This is a genomic window from Hymenobacter psoromatis (assembly GCF_020012125.1).
Classification (GTDB): domain Bacteria; phylum Bacteroidota; class Bacteroidia; order Cytophagales; family Hymenobacteraceae; genus Hymenobacter; species Hymenobacter psoromatis.
Map to the genome: position 1 here is coordinate 1477284 of NZ_JAIFAG010000001.1, position 17592 is coordinate 1494875.

Genomic DNA, 17592 nt, shown 5'->3' on the forward strand with positions numbered 1-17592 from the left:
ATACAGCTACCACGTGAGGCCGGGATAAGTGCGTTGCATATACTGTAATTCGGCCAGCAGGTAGCCCAGGTGCTCGGAGTGGCGGCCCAACTTGCCGCCGGGCTGCGCGAAGGCCGCGGTAGGTACCGGCAGCGTAGCCTCGGCAAAGACGTGGGTCACGTAAGCGGTGGCGCGGGCGTGTAGCGTGGCGTAGTCGGGCACTAGGCCCAGGCCGTGCAGGTCGATTTCGAGGGGGGTAGGGGCGGTCAGCTCGGCGGCGTAGCGCCAGAGCACGGCCAAGGCTTTTTCCACGCGCCGGCGGCTTTCGGCAGTGCCGTCGCCGAGGCGAATCATCCACTCGGCGCTCCACTTGCGGTGGTAGGCGGCCTCTTTCAGCGACTTCTCGGCGATGGCGGCCAGCTGCGCATCGGGACCACTCTTTAGCTCACTAAGTAGCTCGTAGTGAAAGACATCGAATAAAAACTGCCGCACTACGGTGTGGGCAAAGTCGTGATTAGGCTGCTCCACCAGCAGCGGGTTGCGGTACTCCACGGCGGCGCGCAGGTAGGCCAGGTCGTCCTCGGTGCGGCCGCGGCCTTCCAGTTCGGCGGCGTACTGGTAATAGCTGCGGGCCTCGCCCAGCAGGTCCAGCGCAATGTTGGCCAGGGCCAAATCCTGCTCCAGCACAGGGCCGTGCCCGCACCATTCCGAGAGGCGGTGGGCCAGGATGAGGCTGGTATCGGCCAGCTGTAACACGAACGGAAACAGCGGGTTAGCCGCATTAGCCGCATTGGCCGGCGGCGGCGGGGTAGGGGCCAGGTCGGGCATCATCACATGTGCTTGATGGAGGCCGGCACGTCGTAAAACGTGGGGTGCCGGTAGGCTTTGTCATTAGCCGGGTCGAAAAACTCGGCTGCCTCGTCGGGGTTAGAGGCGTGCACGTGCCGCGACTCCACCACCCAGATGCTCACGCCTTCCTGGCGGCGGGTGTACACATCGCGGGCGTTTTGCACGGCCATTGTCGCGTCGGCGGCATGCAGGCTCCCCACATGCTTATGGTCGAGCCCCTGCTTGCTACGGATGAAGACCTCCCACAGGGGCCATTCGTCTTGGTTCATTAGTGTATTACTAGCTGATTTTCAGTACAAAATGCTTGTCATTGCGAGCGCAGCGCGGCAATCTTTCCTTCCACCAGGGGTAGTAAATCCAACAATGCGAACAACAAGGAGAGATTGCCGCGCTGCGCTCGCAATGACAACTGGTTGCAACGCATTTTCTACGCCGCCACAGCCACTTCCCGCGCCGCGCGCTTTTGCGCGTGGGCCAGGGCTGCTTCGCGCACCCAGGCGCCTTCTTCGTGGGCTTGCACGCGGGCTTGCAGGCGCTCGTGGTTGCAGAGGCCGTTGCCCTTCACCACGTTCCAGAACTCGTTCCAGTCCACCTCGCCGAAGTCGTAGGCCTGGCGGGCCTCGTTCCAGTTCACCCGCTCGTCGGGCACGGTCAGGCCCAGAAACTCGGCCTGGGGCACCATCATGTCCACGAATTTCTGGCGCAGCTCGTCGTTAGTGAAGCGCTTGATGCGCCACTTCATGCTTTGCTCCGTGTTGGGCGATTCGCTGTCTTTGGGGCCGAACATCATCAGCGTGGGCCACCACCAGCGGTTGAGGGCCTCCTGCGCCATTGCTTTTTGGGTCGGCGCGCCCTCGCACAACGTCTGCATTATTTCGAAGCCCTGGCGCTGGTGGAAGCTTTCCTCTTTGCACACCCGCACCATCGCGCGGGCGTAGGGGCCGTAGGAGGTGCGGCACAGCGGCACCTGGTTCAGGATGGCCGCGCCGTCTACGAGCCAGCCCACGCAGCCCATATCGGCCCAGCTTAGGGTAGGGTAATTGAAAATACTGGAATACTTGGCTTTGCCCGAATGCAAATCACTCAGCATCTGTTCGCGCGAAACACCCAGCGTCTCGGCCGCGCTGTACAAATACAGGCCGTGGCCAGCCTCGTCCTGCACCTTAGCCAGCAAGATAGACTTGCGCTTGAGCGACGGCGCGCGGGTTATCCAATTGCCCTCGGGCAGCATCCCCACTAGCTCAGAGTGAGCATGTTGCGAGATTTGCCGAATCAGCGTTTTGCGGTAGGCGTCCGGCATCCAGTCTTTGGGCTCGATGCGCACGTCGGCATCAATTCGGGCCTGAAACTGTTCTTCGGGGGTGAGGTTGGGAGTTTCCATAAGCTGGTCAACGATAACTAACGGTTGTTAGTTTAACAAAGAAACGCAAAAATAGCGGCTTCGGCGCGGGGCCGGGGGGTAGGGGCACAGCGCGCTCACACCTGTACCGAGTCGTCGCCCAGCACGTCCTGCACGTAGAGCATCTTCACCAGCACAATGAGAATGGCGATGATGGGCGTAGCCAGCGTAAGACCCAGCAGCCCCGTGTAAGAGCCGATAATAAGCTGACCGATGAAAATAAGCGCCGGCGGCATCAGAATCAGCCGCTGTTGCACTATCGGCGACACGGCCGCGCTTTCCAGCGTTTGCACGCCCAGGTACAGCAGCAGCACGTAGAGCGCCATGTGGGGGCCGCCGTTGAAGAAGGCCAGTAGCAGCGCCGGCACCATCGAAATGATGGGGCCGATATTGGGAATAAACGTCACCAACCCCGCAAATAGCCCCAGCACTGCCGCCATCGGCATTCCCAGCGCCCACAGGCCCAGCACCGTGAGCATGCCCACGGCCAGCATCGACACCAGCCGGCCCAGCACCCATTTCACCAACGTATCACTGATTTTGTCAAGTACTTGGTCGGCCCGTTCGCGGTGGGCCTTGGATACCAGCATCACCAGGCCCGCCCGGTAGAGCTTGGGCTGAATGACGATAAAGAGCGCCAGAAACACGATAACGTAGGTATCGGCCAGCACGCTGAGTGTGCTCGAAAAAATGCCCGTGGCCCGGCCCAGCCACGCCGAAGTACCCCCGGCGATGTGGGTAAAATCGATGTTTTCGCGGCTCAGCCACTGGCCCCACTCGGTACCCTGTACCCGCGCCTGCACGTCGCGCACGGCCCGCGGCAATTCCTCTTGCAGCCCGCGCACCTGCTCGCTGATGCGGTCCGAAAACAGCCAGCCCATGCCCATCAGCAGTCCCAGCACTAGCAGCGTCACTACTAGCAGCGCCAGCCCCGTGGGCAGCTTCGTGCGCCGATGCAGCCAGTCGGCCCCCGCCCGCAGGGGTAGGGCAATGAGCAGCGCCGCCAGCACCCGCAAAAAAACCCCGAACGCCGTGCCTAGTAAGCCTGTCAGTAATAGGACTAAGAGGGTGATACCTACCGCAACGCCTACGCGCCACACGTAGGCGCTACCAGGTGAGGATGGGGGGGTAGGGGCTGGATTCATAAAAAGACAGAGGAAAAAATCTCAGCCGACAATGGTTGAGGTAAGCAGCCAGTACGGATAAATGCCGGGTGGCGGCTACACTCAGCCAGTTTCGCGATGCTTACGGCCAGCTTGGATTTTTCATCCGGCATTAAAAGTAAAAAGCCAGCGGCCAGTAGCGCGAAGTTTCCACTTCGCGTGCGAGCGCAGCGGGCAGTCGGCACTACCCGGCGCGCACGCTTGAAGTAGAAACTTTGCGCTACTGGCCTCAGCATTAGGCGTCAAAATCGACCGTTACGGCGGGCGCGGTGGGCCGGGCCTGGCACGTGAGCACGTAGCCCTGCGCTATTTCGCGCTCGGAAAGCGAGTAGTTGACATCCATCGCGGCGGTGCCGGCCGTGACGCGGGCGCGGCAGGTGCTGCACATGCCATTCTTGCACGAATACGGGGCGTCGATGCCGGCGGCCAGGGCCGCATCGAGCACTGTGTCGCCATAAAAGGACATGGGCATGGAGTAGCTGCGGCCGTCGAGGTGCAGGCTTACCTGGCTTTTCTGGTCGTCTTCGCCCGCCGGGCGGGGAGTAGGGGCTTGCTTCTGCGTCTGGCTGGCAGCGGCGGTAAACAGCTCAAAATGAACGTGCTCCTCCGCTACGCCAGCCTCGGCCAGGGCCAGGCGCACGCCGTGAATCATCTCCTCCGGCCCGCAGATGAAGCACTCGTCGAGGCTGGGGGTAGGCAGCGCTTTTTGCAGAATCTCGGTGGCTTTGGCGTAATCCAGGCGGCCAAACAGCAGGTCACTCTCGCCCTGCTCGCGGCTCAGCACGTGTAGCACGCTCAGGCGCTCCAAAAACCTGTTTTTCAGGCCCTCCAGCTGTTCCTTGAAAATAATGGAGTTGCGCCCCCGGTTGCCGTACACCAGGTACACGCGGCTGCCCGGCTCGGTCAGCAATATCGTTTTGGCAATGCTCAGGATGGGCGTGATGCCGCTGCCGGCCGCAAACAGCGCGTAGCGCCGGGCCTGCGCCGGGTGCAGCCGCACCACGAAGCGGCCCTGCGGCGGCAGCACGTCCAGCATGTCGCCCGCCCGCAGGCCCTCAGCCACGGCCAGCGTCGAGAAGCGCCCGCCCGGCACCTGTTTGATGGCCACCCGCCACTCGTCCTCCAACGGGCTGCTGCACAGCGAGTAGCTACGGCGTAGCTCCTCGCCCGCGTGCTCGCGCCGCAGGGTCAGGTACTGCCCCGGCTCGTAGCGAAATGTCTCGCGCAGCTCCATCGGCACCTCAAAGGCCAGCGACACGCAGTCGGCCGTTTCGCGGGTAATGCTTTTTATTTTTAAAGGGTGAAAGCGGCTCATGGGTGGGGTAGGGAGGTAGGAATACAACTAACATTGAACGTCATGCTGACGAAGGAAGCATCTCTACCGCATAAGTAATTCCAAGCGTTAGGACTACTCACTCAGTAGAGATGCTTCCTTCGTCAGCATGACGTTCTAACAAGCATCAAAACAGCTTCAAAATTACTTCGGCGCGGGCTGGCACTTGGGGCAGATGTACGTAGCGCGGCCGCCCACGTAAAATTTCTCAATCAGCGTCTTCGGATGGCGGGGGCAAAACGTGTGCGCGTCGGAGCCGGGGGTAGCCGACTCGTCCCACTCGCGGGCATGGATGAGAAACGACTTCGGAAAGAGTCGGTAATTGGCCTCGTGCCGGATGGCCGTGGTGAGCACCAGCTGAATAGCCCCGTGCAGCGCCGTGGTTTCCTTCTCCAAAAGCGAATTGCCCGGCCGCTCAGGATGGATTTTGGCCTGAAACAGCACCTCGTCCACAATCCAGTTGCCGAGGCCGGCCGTGAGGCCCTGGTCCAGCAGCAGCGGCTTCACAAACACCCGGCGGCGGCTGAGCTTCTGGTGCAGCTCGGCGGCCGCTATTTGCAGCGCGTCGGGCCCCAGCTTCTTGGCTTTTTGGTAAGCTTCTACACTCTCCGCCAGCCGAATGCGCCCGAATTTACGCGGGTCAATGAAGGCCAGGCTCAGGCCCGAGTCGGCCAGTTGCCAGGCCACGCGCGTGAAGCGGGGCGCATCGGGCGCGTCGCGGTAAGCCCCAATGTCGCCGGTCATGCCGAAGTGCAGCACCAGCAGCCGGCCGTTGTCCAGCTCTACAAAGCAGTTTTTGCCCAGCCGGCCGGTGCCGGTGATGCAGCGGCCCACCACGCCGGCGCGCAGCTCGGCTTCGGGCACGGCCAGCACGTGCGCATCGCGCACCTCCAGGCCGATAATTGTCTGGCCCACCGCTACTTCCTCAATAAAGCGGCGGTAGGTTTCGACCTCAGGTAACTCGGGCATCCTGTTTTACAGTTATCAGTTATCAATCATCCGTTATCAGCCGTTCTAACAGCATACGTCCAGTATGGGTGCCGCTAAAACGACTAATAACGAATAGTTGAAAAATTACTCGTGTAGCTTAGCCACGCGCTGGCCGGCTTGGTCATACACGTCGCCGCCGGGCGTTACGAAAAGCTGGTGCTGGCGGCCATCTTCGAGCACGAACGGGAAATTAGCGTTACCGGTGCGGCGCAGGCGGCCCACCACCTGGGCCTCGCGCACGGCCTCGTCATCAGCACTGCTTTCGTCAGTCAGGCGCACCACGTTCAGGGCGCTGGTGAGGTAATACGGCACGTCGGGGCTGGCGCGAAACGTGAGTTGGCCCACCAGTCGCACAGGCGCAGCGCTGGCGTTGCGGGCTAATGGGGCGTGGGTATCACTTTGGGCAGCCTCATCGGCCGCGGGGCGGGGGGTAGGGGCCAGGGCAATAGGCTGGGCCGAAGGCTGTGCGCTGCCGGCCCGGCTGCTGGCCACTATTTGGTCGTTGGCACGGCCCCAGCCCTGGCTGATGGCCGCCAGGCGCGGCGCGCGACCGGGGTGGCTGGCCGAGCCTGCCTCGGGCGCGACGGCCGCTAGCGCGGCCTGGGCCTGGGCCAGGCTAGCCCCCAGCCGCCGCAGCACGAAGCCCGAAAACTCGTCGGCTTCCAGCTCGTCCTGCGGCTGCGAGCCGCCGCCGCGCAGCGTGTGGCCGTTGAGGTGGTGGCCCATCTCATGGGCCAGAATACTGATGCCCGCCCAGTCGGTGTGGCCCGCCTGGTTCACGGCCGCCAGAAACTGCGGATTATAGAGCAAATAGCGTCGGCCATCATACACCACGGCCGCCGCATTATCCACCTGCGTGGTGGCGCGCAGCTCAAAGCGCGGCTGCAGACCCACCGCATCGGTGATTTCGCGGATAATACCGGCCGCCTGGCTGGCGGGCACGTCGGTGGGGGTAGGGGCCTGCGCCTGGCTGGCTGGGGCCGCCACTAGTAGCAACAGGGCCGGCAGGCCGGCGGCTACCGCCAGCCGGCGAAAAACGCGGGGGAGAATGGGCATAGCGATGCTTGGTTGGTAATTAGGGGCTGAAACCCGTTTGCCATTGCGAGCACAGCAAAGCAATGGCAAACGGGTTTCAGGAATCTATCAAAAAGACAACGTTACAGTCGACCTTTTTCGTTTAACGAATGGGTGGCCAACAGTGGCCGCCGCTACCCCGCCCTTTTCCTTCATTCATGACTACTACCGCCCACTTGGCCACCGACCCAGCCACGCCCGCCGTGCGCGTGCAGCCCGGCATCCCGTTTCGCCTCGCCGACATTGACCCGAGTAATACCGAGCCATTTTCCCGCCACAAAAAAAAACTGCTTGAGCGCCAGCGCGAACTGCGCAAGCAACTCAGCGACTACCAAGTGAATCTCCACGCCGAGCACCGGCGTAGCCTCTTACTCGTGTTTCAGGCAATGGACACCGGTGGCAAGGACGGCACCATTCGGGTGCTGCTCACAGGCGTAAACCCGGCCGGTATTGAGGTGGCGGCTTTCAAGCAGCCCAGTGCCGAAGAGCTGGACCACGATTTTCTGTGGCGCATTCACCAGCACACGCCGGGCAAAGGCCGCATCGGGGTCTTCAACCGCTCGCACTACGAGGATGTGCTCATCACGCGGGTGCACGGCCTCATCCAGCCCATTACCTGGCAGCAACACTATCAGGACATCATCAACTTTGAGCAATTACTAACCCGTAGCGGTACCCGCGTCATCAAATTCTTCCTCTACATCTCGAAGGAAGAACAAGCCAAGCGTCTGCAAGCCCGCCTCGACGACCCCAAGAAGCGCTGGAAATTTGAGCCCGCCGACCTCAAGGAGCGCTCCCTCTGGGATAGCTACCAAGTGGCCTACCAAGAAGCCCTGGCCGCCACCTCTACCCTCGACAGCCCTTGGTACATCATCCCGGCCAACAGTAAGCGCGCCCGCGACCTGGCTATTGCCGAAATCGTAGTCGCTGCCCTGGCCGACATGAACCCCCAGCCCCCTGCCGCCACCTTCGACGTAGCCGCGCAGGTGATTAAGTGAAAAGAACGTCATGCTGACGAAGGAAGCATGACGTTCTTAGTTAATTACTCTTAAATATACGCATTACTAATTCATCCACACCGTGGCTACTGGCTCGAAGCGGTGGGCGGCAAACGCGCCGTAGGGACGCTCAGCGTAAAAACCTAGCACTTGCACCTGCTGCCGGCCAGTGCGGGCGTGGGGCAGCATGCGCACCGGATACACGCGGCCGGCAGTAGGCCAGTCGCCGACGAAGCCGGCGGGGCGGGCCGTATCATCAACGCAGCGGGCAAACTGCTGCACGGGCGGGGGGGTAGGAAGCTGAGTCTTACGCATAGTCAAAGATACGAAGAAAACGCGAAAAGCTAAAAATATTGGGAATAAAAATAAGGCCTAAACCTACACAATTTTGGCCTCTCCGCTTCGTTAGCACGATGATTTTTCGATTAATTAGGGCGAAGCTGAATATACTAAAAATGCTGGCTAACAGCTGTTAGTTTTGTTTGCCTTAACTACGCAAAAACGGGTGGCCCGGATTGCGGACCACCCGGCACGGTGAAGGGGGGTAGGGGTGAGGCTTAGCGCTGATTCAGGTCGAGGCGCTGGTAGGCGATGAGCAGGTCGGTGCGCACGCCGGGTGGGCGGTAGTACACCAGCAGGTCGTATTGATTCTCGGTTTCCTGGTGGGTGCCTTCGAAGAAAATCTCATCGGGCGCGACGCCGGCCCGCGCGGGGGCTACCGCATAGTCGTAGTTATAGTAGCCCTGCTTAAGCAGCGCGTGGCCCGTGTAAGCCGCCCGCACCGAGTCGTATGTCAGCCGGAACTCGTCCTTGAGCTGCCAGTCGCTGAGCGCCCCGAACACGTAGACCGGGCCCAGCGCGGGCCGCGGGGCCTGCAAATTAAACGTAACCTCGGCGTAGTCGGCATTGTAGGCCCCGTTGCCGTACTCGCGGTTCTGAAACACGCGCTGGCCGTTGGCATCCACGTACTGGTTGTAGGCCAGGCCGTTGCGGGTTGCTTCGGGTACTAATTCGACCTGGGTAGGGGTACCCTGGCGCAGCAGCCGCGCCACGCCCAGGCCGCCGGCCTGCAAGGAGCGCATATCGAAGTAGCGGTACTCGCTCAGACCCGGAAAGGCGTTTTCATAGTTGATATACTGGTATTGGAGCACGCGCTCGGCATCGCGCACGAAGGTGGGAGTCAGGTTGTAGTGGGCATTGTCCCAGCGGTAGTTTTGGCGCAGCACCACCTTTACCTCGGCGGCCGGGTTAACCAGGTCCACGGCGCTATAATTGATGCTGAAATTGAGCTGTTGGTAAGCGTAGCGCGCATCCAGGCCGCCGGCCAGAATACCGGGCTGTAATTGCGCAATAACCTGGTTCTCATACACCAGCATTCGGCGCGAGAGCAGCGGCGCGCCGGCCTGGTTCTGCACTACCAGCAGGTAGTTGCCGCTGAGCTTCACGCGCGGTACCTGCAAGGTATAATGGTAGTACGGCACCTTGGTATTAACCGAAGTCTGGTAATTGGTGAGCGTAAACTCGTTTATCTGGTCCAGAAACTGCGTATCAATCAGCTGCGAGGGCGTCCAGCTCAGGTCGCAGTGCACGAGCTTAGCCGTGAGGCGTGGGGCCTGCTCGCCCAGCACGTCAAACTCCAGCGTCACGGGCTGCTCTTGGGTCAGGGGCACAATGGGGGGTAGGAAAATATCGTTGACCTGCGCCGTCGGCACGTAGCACTGCACGCTGTGCACGCTGGGGTCATAGATGTAGTCCTGGTAGCGCAGGGTGCGCTCTGCGTAGTATTCGGCCGGTTTCTGCTGGCTCACCGGCACGTTGGGGTTGGTAATGGGCGTGCCCAGCGGCACGCAGGCCGCCGCGAGCAGCACCAGGGGGTAGGAGAGAAGGCGAAAGCGCATGGGGCGAAAGTACGGCCGGCCTCTTGGTCTAGCCCCTGCCCGTACCTCACCCGAAAAGGAAACCTAGTAATTTCACGCCGAAGCCAATTAAGTCGGTCGCTACTGCGGCATTCTCCAAACTAGCATGGCATTAAGTACCACGCAGCCGCTAAAAACCAAGCAGCACTTTGAATTATTGGATGGTCTCCGGGGAGTGGCGGCCGTAGCCGTCGTCATTTTTCATTTTATGGAATTCGCCATTCCCGATTATACGCACAATTTTATCGCGCATGGCTACCTCGCAGTTGATTTTTTCTTTTGCTTATCCGGGTTCGTAATTGCTTACGCCTACGATAATCGAATAAATGCAATGGGAATGGTGGAATTTTGCAAATTGAGGCTTATTCGTCTGCATCCACTCGTTATTATTGGTTCAGTTTTAGGATTAATATTCTTCTTGCTTGACCCTTATAGCAACCTGGCCGCCAAGTATAGCGCTAGTCAGCTGGTAACGATGTTCATGGCTTCCTGCCTATTGATTCCCTATCCGGTAGTACTGCAACGCTCTGCTAATCTTTTTCATCTCAACCCGCCAACCTGGTCGCTATTCTGGGAATATATTGCCAATATTTTTTACGTGCTGATTTTATTCAAACTATCTAATAAGCTACTGTGGCTAATAGTCTCTTGCGCAGCACTTCTGCTATGTTACGAAGCTCATCATGTTACCTACTTGGGGGTAGGCTGGGGCAAAGATAATTTTTGGGGTGGTGGCATCCGAATTTTATATTCCTTTCCTATCGGGATGCTCATCTACCGTTCCAACTGGATTGTTAAGTCGCGGCTAGGTTTTATTTCACTTGGCTTTTTATTATTTATCGCCTTTCTGATTCCCTACTCAACTAAGACAAACTGGCTAGCCGACTCTCTCATCGTACTTTTTTATTTCCCCTTTCTGGTTGCCTTGGGCGCGGGAGCCAGTGCGGCCGCACCGCTCCAAGCCATCTGTCGCTTTTCAGGAGAAATTTCCTACCCACTCTACATGATTCACTACCCCTTTTTATGGATATTTTTGAGCTACGTAGAGAAAAATAAGCCTAGTTTGAACCAAATGACACTCATTATCCTAATAGCGGCGGTCCTTTTAATTATGCTGGCGTACTCAGGATTGAAGTTTTTAGACGTGCCAATTCGTGCTTACTTGAAGAGATATTTAAAAAAAAGCGAAAACCCCTAGCTTTAAGTAATATTATGCGCTACCTCAATGATTCTCATCTCTTACGCCAAAGCTTCATTGAAACTAAATTGCGGAAAGCCCTGCTGCTTGATAGCCCCTGCGCGCTCTTTATAAGCACGAAGGGCTTAGCAGCTAGCGTGCGCAAGTTATCTAGCGCTATGCTCTAGTAGGTTAACTGCATAGAAATAATTATTACATAAAGTTATTCAATTGTTGAGCCTATGTAAGATTAGTATGATAGCGCGCCCGGCAAAAATGCGCACCTCCTCTCGCTAATCTGCGTATCAGATAAAAATGTCTACTACTTCTGCTCTTGCTCGCGTGGCAAGCACTTCTCCTAGTTAACAACTTGCGTCAATACCTTCCTATTATGAACAAAAAAGCTTTTCTTCTCAGTCTGCTTGTTTCGATAATATGTATTTCATGCTCCGTTAAACTGGCTTCGCTAGCTGATGAAACTACTGAGCAAATACAGACTACATACAAAGTAACAAAAGACGTATCGTATGGCGTTGATGCGGAGCAGGATATGGATATTTACCTTGCAGAAAATGTAAAGAAATTAAAAAATAAAAATTACACCATCATTTTTTTACACGGCGGGGGCTATTATATCAGCGATAAGTCGCGTGAGGAACGATACATTCAGCCATATCTGAAAAAGGGGATGAATGTAGTCAACCTGAACTACCGAATTAAACGCGGGATTCCCATCGCCACGGAAGATTTAACATATGCCCTAAATTTTTTGAAAGTGCACAACGCTACGTACCACCTGAATTTAGAACGGGTAGTTCTTACTGGCTTTTCGGCCGGTGCACACATCGCCAGCATGGTGGCAGTTACGGCCAACGACCCGACTTATCCCAACAAGCTGGCCGCAGGAATTAAGATTGCCGGGGTTATCAACTTTTCCGGCCCGGTTGATGGATTAGACGTAGTAGAAAAGGTTTTTATGAGCAACGAGGTCCCCATTATGAAGGAAATTGGCTTCGCACTTTTCCCAGCAACTACCGATTATGCACCCAAAGAATATATTCGAAAGTATGAACCGATAACTTACTTTGATAAAAATGACCCGCCATTCTTTATCTGGCACGGTGGTAAAGACGACCAGGTTCCGCCCGAAACCTTTGAGAAATTCGTGGGGCTGCTCAACGAGGATAAGAAAAAGAACGAAGTTTTTTTTCTGCCTCAAGGTCTTCATAGCCCCAATTCCAGTGAGTTAAAAGACGCTTACGTGGAGATATTTAAGTTTCTGGACAAAAAATAGCGTTGAGTATTACCTTGCCGTCACGCGCATCTGATGTCCGCTTGTTAAAATGCGTAATTATGAACGAGTTACTACTACTTGCCGTGTCGCACAATAGTGGTAATTTAGATGTTAGTAATGATGATAAAAAACGAAATTACCTATATAAGTATGAAAGAAAATATCAAAGAACTAAATGAGAAATTATCTACTTTAAGACCAGAATTCTACGTAAGTCTCCAACAACCCCTGGCTGAGAGTGAAATTAATAGTTTAGAGGAAAAGTATAAAATGCAAATCCCTAGTGATTTGAGTGCACTCTACAAGTGGAAAAATGGCCAGGTATCTGATTGCTATGAGTCGTTTGTGAACAACTCAATGTTTATTCCACTAGAACAAGCGCTTGCGATAGCAGCGGAAAATACTTCGATGATTGGGTACGATTTTGAAGTTGAGAATTGGTGGAACGAAAAATGGATACCAATTTTCCACAATGGTGGCGGTGACTATATCTGCTATGACCTAGGTGGAATCTTCACGGGACAGCAGGGACAGCTACTTGAATTTTGGCACGCTGATAATGACAGAAATATTATTGCGCCGAATCTGGAAGCATTTATTTCTAAAATAAATTACTTCTATAATACTAAGCAGAAGCAGGAATTTGATGAATATTTTCAAATTGAAAATATAGACGGTTATCCCCAAGAATTCACTGTTGAATAACTTAAAAACCATATCTCCGATACTCGTTCTGCCAGAACGTCGACTTATTTATCAATGAGTAAGCGTGGGAGAAGCTACGAGCTATTTGGCACTATGAAGGAGTATATGTCCGTAGTCTGGAATTAATGATTCTGCAGATAACAGAGCAGCTTGCCGCTGGCGAACTGTGGGTAACCGGGGTAAAAACCATGTTCAAATTACCCGGCGGGGATACCGGCTACGCGCTGCTGCCTGGCTCTGGCTAGCAGGCATTTGGTGGGCTATTGGCTACTCAGACTCCTCTGCATAAAAAAGCCTCACCAGAAGCGACTTGCTTCCGGTGAGGCCTTCCTCATTAGTTGTTTTTCTACATTTCGGCCAGCATTTCCCAGCGGTCGTTCTGGCGGGCCAACTCTTTTTTGACCTGCTCGAATTTCACCGTCGCGTCTTTGAGCTGCGCGGCATTTTGGTAAATCTTGGGGTCGGCCAGCTGCTTTTCGTAGGTGGCCAACTCTTTTTCCAGCTTGTCGATGCTGGCTTCCACGTCGGCTAGTTCGCGCAGGGCCTTTTTCTGGTCGGGCGAGGACGTTTTGGCGGGGGTAGCATCAGCTTTCTGTTCGGGCTTCGGCGCGGCCTTGGGGGTAGGGGCGGCGGAGCCGTTGAGCTTGGCGGCTTTGGTGCGCTCGTCCTGCCACTGCTCGTATTCGTGGTAGGTGCCGGGGTATTCCTTGAGCTGGAAATCCTCGATGTACCAGATTTTGGTGGCTACGTTCTCCACGAAGTAGCGGTCGTGGCTGATGACAATAAACGTGCCCTCGTACTGCTCCAGGGCCTGAATGAGAATGTTGACCGACTGCATATCCAAGTGGTTGGTCGGTTCGTCAAGCAGCAGGAAGTTGGCCTCTGAAATCAGGGTTTTGGCCAGGGCCACGCGGCTTTTCTCACCACCGCTCAGCACCTTGATTTTCTTGTACACGTCGTCGCCCGTGAACAAAAACGAGCCCAGCACGCCGCGCAGCTCCATTTCGTTGCGCCGGGAGCCCGCCTCGTTCATCTCCTGAATAATCTCGTTGTCCACGCTCAGGCTTTCGAGCTGGTGCTGGGCGTAGAAGGCCATTATGACGTTGTGGCCCAGCTGATGCTTGCCGGCGGTGGGCGCTTCGGCCCCGGCTACCAAGCGCATGAGCGTGCTCTTACCCTTGCCATTGGCCCCAATGAGCGCGATTTTATCGCCCCGCTCGATGTGCACGTTCGTATCGCGAAAAATCAGCTTCTCGCCGTACTGCTTGCCCACGTGCTCCATGCGCAGGATGTGGCGGCCGGGCTGCTGCGTGAAGTTGAACTTGAAATTTACCTTCGCCGCGTCCGGCGCTACGGCATCAATGCGGTCCAGTTTATCGAGCGCCTTGATGCGGCTCTGCGCCTGCTTGGCCTTGCTGGCGCTGGCTTTGAAGCGCTGAATAAAACGCTCGGCCTGCTTGATGGCGGCCTGCTGGTTATCGTAAGCGCCCTGCTGAATCTCGGTGCGTAACACCTTCTCCTCCTGGTAGAAGGAGTAGTTACCGGCGTAGGCATTGAGCTTGCCGCTGCTCACTTCCACGGTTGTGTTGGTAGTGCCATCCAGGAACTCGCGGTCGTGGCTCACGATGATGACCGCACCCTCGTAGCCGGCCAGGTAGGTTTCAATCCACTTGATGCTGGGTAGGTCCAAGTGGTTGGTGGGCTCGTCAAGGAGCAGTAGCGAGGGCTGTTGCAGCAGAATTTTAGCCAGCATCACCCGCATCCGCCAGCCCCCCGAAAAGGTCTTGAGCGGCTTCGATAAGTCGTCGGTGCTGAAGCCCAAGCCCTCCAATATTTCCTCGGCCTTGGCCTGCATGGTGTAGCCGCCCAGCGCCTCAAAGCGCTCCTGTAAATTGGCGAGCTTATCCACCAAATCGTCGGAATAGTCGGTCTCGAATTTGACCAGAATGTCGTCAATTTTCTTTTGCAATTCGAGCGCCTCGGCAAACGCCTGCATGGCCACATGGAGGATGCTCTCGTGGGTGTCGTAGCTCAGCAAATCCTGGTTCAGGAAGCCTAGGCTTACCTCTTTGCTCATTGAGATGGAGCCGCCGTCAGGCTTGTATTCGCCCACCAGCAGGCGCAACAGCGTGGACTTGCCAGTGCCGTTGAGGCCCACCAACCCAATCTTATCCTTGGGCTTGATGTGCAGGCTGGCGCTGTCGTAGAGGGTGCGCGAGCCGAAATGGAAGTCGAGGTCAGAAATGGAAATCATGGTGTAGCCGAGTAGGGCCGCTGAACAGCGGGTGAGACGGAGTGCGGGGGGTAGGGCGAAAATCAGCCGCCGGCCCGCGCACGAGTGGCAACGCAAAGGTACGGCCGACAGGGGCGTAGCGCGAAGCGAAAGCTGCGCCTTACTCGCCGACCTTTGCGCCATGCCGGCTCCCGCTTCCTCCGAAACCATTCTGCTGATTGATGACGAAAATCACCTGCGCACCATCACGGCGCGGCTGCTGGAGCTGGAGGGCTACGCCGTGCTGCAAGCCCCCGATGCCTACCGCGGCCTGGCCCTGCTGGCCGAGCACGCCGACGATATTATCCTCATTCTCTGCGATGTAAAGCTGCCCGACGCCAACGGCGTGGAGCTACTGCCGCGCTTCCGGCAAAAAGCCCCGCTGGCCGAAGTGGTGCTGCTGACTGCCTACGGTACCGTGCCCGACAGCGTGCGCGCTATCAAGGCCGGGGCCTTCGACTACCTCACCAAGGGCGACTCCGACGACCAATTGGTGGTAGTAGTGGACCGCGCCGTGACCAAGGCCCGTCTCCAGCGCCGGGTGGCCGAGCTGGAAAAACAAGTGGGCCAGCGCGCCACCTTCGACACGATTATCGGCCACGCGCCGGCCCTGGAAGCGGCCAAGCACCTGGCCCGCCAGGTGGCACCCACCGAGGCTACGGTGTTGCTCGAAGGCCCCACCGGCGCGGGCAAGGAGCTGTTTGCCCAAGCCATTCACGAGGCCAGCCCCCGCAAAAACAAGCCGCTCGTGGCCGTCAATTGCAGCGCCTTCGCCAAAGATTTGCTGGAAAGCGAGCTATTCGGCTACAAAAAAGGTGCTTTTACCGGCGCAATGACCGATAAGAAAGGGTTGATAGAAGAAGCTAACGGCGGCACGCTGTTTCTGGACGAAATTGGGGAACTGGAGCTGAACCTGCAAGCCAAGCTGCTGCGGGTGCTGGAAAGTCAGGAGTTTATCAAAGTCGGTGACACCAGGCCGACCCGTGCCAACGTGCGCATCGTGGCTGCCACCAACCGCAGCCTCAAGCAAGAGGCCGAGCAAGGGCATTTCCGGCCCGATTTGTATTATCGGCTCTCCGTGTTTGTGGTGGCGGTGCCGTCGCTCAGCGCCCGCCGCGCCGATGTGCCAGCGCTGGTTGCCAGCTTTTTGCCCTACTTCGCGGGTAAGCTGCGGCGCAGTGCGCTGGTGCCCACCGCGGCCGCTTTGCAGCTGCTGCAAGCCTACCCCTGGCCCGGCAACGTGCGCGAGCTGCGCAACGTGCTGGAGCGCGCCGCCATCCTCACGCCGCCCGGCCAGCCCCTCGACGTAGCCAGCCTACCCCTCGAAGTGCAGCTGGCCGCCGCCCCGGCCCCCGGCCCCGCCCACGAGGACGAACGCAGCCTGCGCAACGCCGAGATGCAGCACATTCGGCGCATCTTGCTGGAAGCCAACGGCAACAAGGCCGAGGCGGCGCGGGTGCTGGGCATTGCGCACACGACGCTGTACCGCAAGATTCAGGAGTACGGGTTGTAGTAAGGGGTCAATAACAACGGGTAGCTGGCCTTACCGACTCACGCTGTGGGCGGGTAGGTCGCCGTTGAATTCGCCGTGTTGCAGCCAGAGCTCGAAGGCGACGGCCGACAGCCGCTCGGCCATGAAGAGGCGCATGGCGTAGCCGCGGTTTTCGAGGCAATAGCGCAGAAAGCCCGGCTCGGCCTGGCTGGTAGCGAAGCCGTGCGCCTGCACCGTCGCGCGGTAGGAGGGGGGTAGGGAGGCCAGCCAGTCAAAAAAATCGGTAGCCGTGAGGGTAAAACCGGTGGTCTGGGCGTAGTACGCCTTGGCGGCGTGGGTTATTTCGGCGAGCAGGTCGGGCATAGCGCGGGAGTAAAGCTGAAGAGGGAATTCTCCAGGTAGCAAGCCAACGCGGGGCCAACCGCCCCAAAAGGCCATTAGGCGCGTTCCCGGCGCACTTGCCGCCTGGCACCGGGCTAGCAAAACGCACACGCAGGCTAGCGAAACGCTAGCTCTCCTTAGGCTACCCACGCTGGAATACCGCCGGGTGGTAAAAATTAACTATTGACTATCAATTTCTTAGCTAAAAAAATAATAAGAAATGCTATTCGGGGCCAAGGCTTGCCAAGTGGTGGGCAACCCCGCTTTTGGGAACGAGCCAAGCTTTCTACTAATGTCGCCCGCCCTGATGATTCCCCTGCTGACTGCCGCTGGCCTGGCGGGCTTCTGGCTTTTCCGCTGGTCAGTTGACTTTTTCGACCACATTTAACCCTATCCCCACTGCTGCCATGATGCTTGCCCTGCTGCTGCTCTCCATCGCCACGTTTGGCTACCTCGGTTACGTGCTGCTGAAACCGGAGAAATTTTAAGTTGGGACTCTAGGTATTAGCGCTTAAGTTCTATGTCGCTACTATTTAAGCTCCTAAGACCCTAATCCCTAAGGCCATTGAA

At 57.4% G+C, this 17592-nt stretch carries 17 protein-coding genes; 6 read left to right on the plus strand and 11 right to left on the minus strand.

The window, feature by feature from the left end; all coding sequences use genetic code 11:
- Positions 1 to 6 precede the first annotated feature (6 nt).
- From paaC to LC531_RS06415, 7 genes are all read right to left on the minus strand, one after another.
- Positions 7 to 810, minus strand: coding sequence for a 1,2-phenylacetyl-CoA epoxidase subunit PaaC (paaC, locus tag LC531_RS06385; RefSeq protein ID WP_223649480.1), 804 nt, complete (start codon positions 808 to 810; stop codon positions 7 to 9).
- Entirely contained in the window at positions 810 to 1097 is a 288-nt protein-coding gene (gene paaB / locus LC531_RS06390) for a 1,2-phenylacetyl-CoA epoxidase subunit PaaB (protein WP_223649481.1), read from the minus strand. The genes paaC and paaB overlap by 1 nt, the downstream gene beginning before the upstream one ends.
- 158 nt (positions 1098 to 1255) lie before the next feature.
- On the minus strand, positions 1256 to 2209 hold the full coding sequence (paaA, locus tag LC531_RS06395; RefSeq protein ID WP_223649482.1) for a 1,2-phenylacetyl-CoA epoxidase subunit PaaA: 954 nt from the start codon (positions 2207 to 2209) through the stop codon (positions 1256 to 1258).
- Positions 2210 to 2304: 95 nt separating this feature from the next.
- Positions 2305 to 3372 carry an AI-2E family transporter gene (locus tag LC531_RS06400; RefSeq protein WP_223649483.1) on the minus strand — a complete coding sequence of 356 codons (1068 nt, stop codon included), beginning with the start codon at positions 3370 to 3372 and terminating at the stop codon, positions 2305 to 2307.
- 253 nt (positions 3373 to 3625) lie between these two features.
- Entirely contained in the window at positions 3626 to 4705 is a 1080-nt protein-coding gene (locus LC531_RS06405; RefSeq protein ID WP_223649484.1) for a 2Fe-2S iron-sulfur cluster-binding protein, read from the minus strand.
- A gap of 162 nt (positions 4706 to 4867) precedes the next feature.
- Entirely contained in the window at positions 4868 to 5692 is an 825-nt protein-coding gene (locus LC531_RS06410) for an Fpg/Nei family DNA glycosylase (protein ID WP_223649485.1), read from the minus strand.
- A gap of 105 nt (positions 5693 to 5797) precedes the next feature.
- On the minus strand, positions 5798 to 6769 hold the full coding sequence (locus LC531_RS06415; protein ID WP_223649486.1) for a M48 family metalloprotease: 972 nt from the start codon (positions 6767 to 6769) through the stop codon (positions 5798 to 5800).
- A gap of 176 nt (positions 6770 to 6945) precedes the next feature.
- On the opposite strand from LC531_RS06415, the gene LC531_RS06420 reads away from it, so the two are divergent.
- On the plus strand, positions 6946 to 7785 hold the full coding sequence (locus LC531_RS06420; RefSeq protein ID WP_223649487.1) for a polyphosphate kinase 2 family protein: 840 nt from the start codon (positions 6946 to 6948) through the stop codon (positions 7783 to 7785).
- Between the two features lie 66 nt (positions 7786 to 7851).
- On the opposite strand, the gene LC531_RS06425 is transcribed toward LC531_RS06420, so the two are convergent.
- Positions 7852 to 8100, minus strand: a complete 249-nt coding sequence (locus LC531_RS06425; RefSeq protein ID WP_223649488.1) for a hypothetical protein — start codon at positions 8098 to 8100, stop codon at positions 7852 to 7854.
- 242 nt (positions 8101 to 8342) lie between these two features.
- Positions 8343 to 9683, minus strand: a complete 1341-nt coding sequence (locus tag LC531_RS06430) for a type IX secretion system plug protein (protein ID WP_223649489.1) — start codon at positions 9681 to 9683, stop codon at positions 8343 to 8345.
- A gap of 124 nt (positions 9684 to 9807) precedes the next feature.
- Here LC531_RS06430 and LC531_RS06435 point away from each other — a divergent pair, with 124 nt between their 5' ends.
- From LC531_RS06435 to LC531_RS06445, 3 genes are all read left to right on the plus strand, one after another.
- The gene (locus LC531_RS06435; RefSeq protein ID WP_223649490.1) at positions 9808 to 10899 is read left to right on the plus strand and encodes an acyltransferase family protein; all 1092 of its coding nucleotides are present in this window, start codon (positions 9808 to 9810) and stop codon (positions 10897 to 10899) included.
- A 370-nt stretch (positions 10900 to 11269) separates the two neighbouring features.
- Complete coding sequence (locus LC531_RS06440; protein WP_223649491.1) at positions 11270 to 12172, plus strand: alpha/beta hydrolase; 903 nt, start codon at positions 11270 to 11272, stop codon at positions 12170 to 12172.
- 150 nt (positions 12173 to 12322) lie between these two features.
- Entirely contained in the window at positions 12323 to 12877 is a 555-nt protein-coding gene (locus LC531_RS06445; protein WP_223649492.1) for an SMI1/KNR4 family protein, read from the plus strand.
- 346 nt (positions 12878 to 13223) lie between these two features.
- Here the strand turns inward: LC531_RS06445 and LC531_RS06450 are convergent, their stop codons facing one another.
- Positions 13224 to 15131, minus strand: coding sequence for an ABC-F family ATP-binding cassette domain-containing protein (locus tag LC531_RS06450; RefSeq protein WP_223649493.1), 1908 nt, complete (start codon positions 15129 to 15131; stop codon positions 13224 to 13226).
- 160 nt (positions 15132 to 15291) lie between these two features.
- Between LC531_RS06450 and LC531_RS06455 the strand changes: the two genes are divergently transcribed.
- The gene (locus LC531_RS06455) at positions 15292 to 16662 is read left to right on the plus strand and encodes a sigma-54-dependent transcriptional regulator (protein ID WP_223649494.1); all 1371 of its coding nucleotides are present in this window, start codon (positions 15292 to 15294) and stop codon (positions 16660 to 16662) included.
- Between the two features lie 30 nt (positions 16663 to 16692).
- Here the strand turns inward: LC531_RS06455 and LC531_RS06460 are convergent, their stop codons facing one another.
- Entirely contained in the window at positions 16693 to 17004 is a 312-nt protein-coding gene (locus LC531_RS06460; RefSeq protein ID WP_223649495.1) for a hypothetical protein, read from the minus strand.
- A gap of 383 nt (positions 17005 to 17387) precedes the next feature.
- Between LC531_RS06460 and LC531_RS06465 the strand changes: the two genes are divergently transcribed.
- On the plus strand, positions 17388 to 17510 hold the full coding sequence (locus tag LC531_RS06465; protein ID WP_223649496.1) for a potassium-transporting ATPase subunit F: 123 nt from the start codon (positions 17388 to 17390) through the stop codon (positions 17508 to 17510).
- The last annotated feature ends 82 nt before the right edge of the window (positions 17511 to 17592 follow it).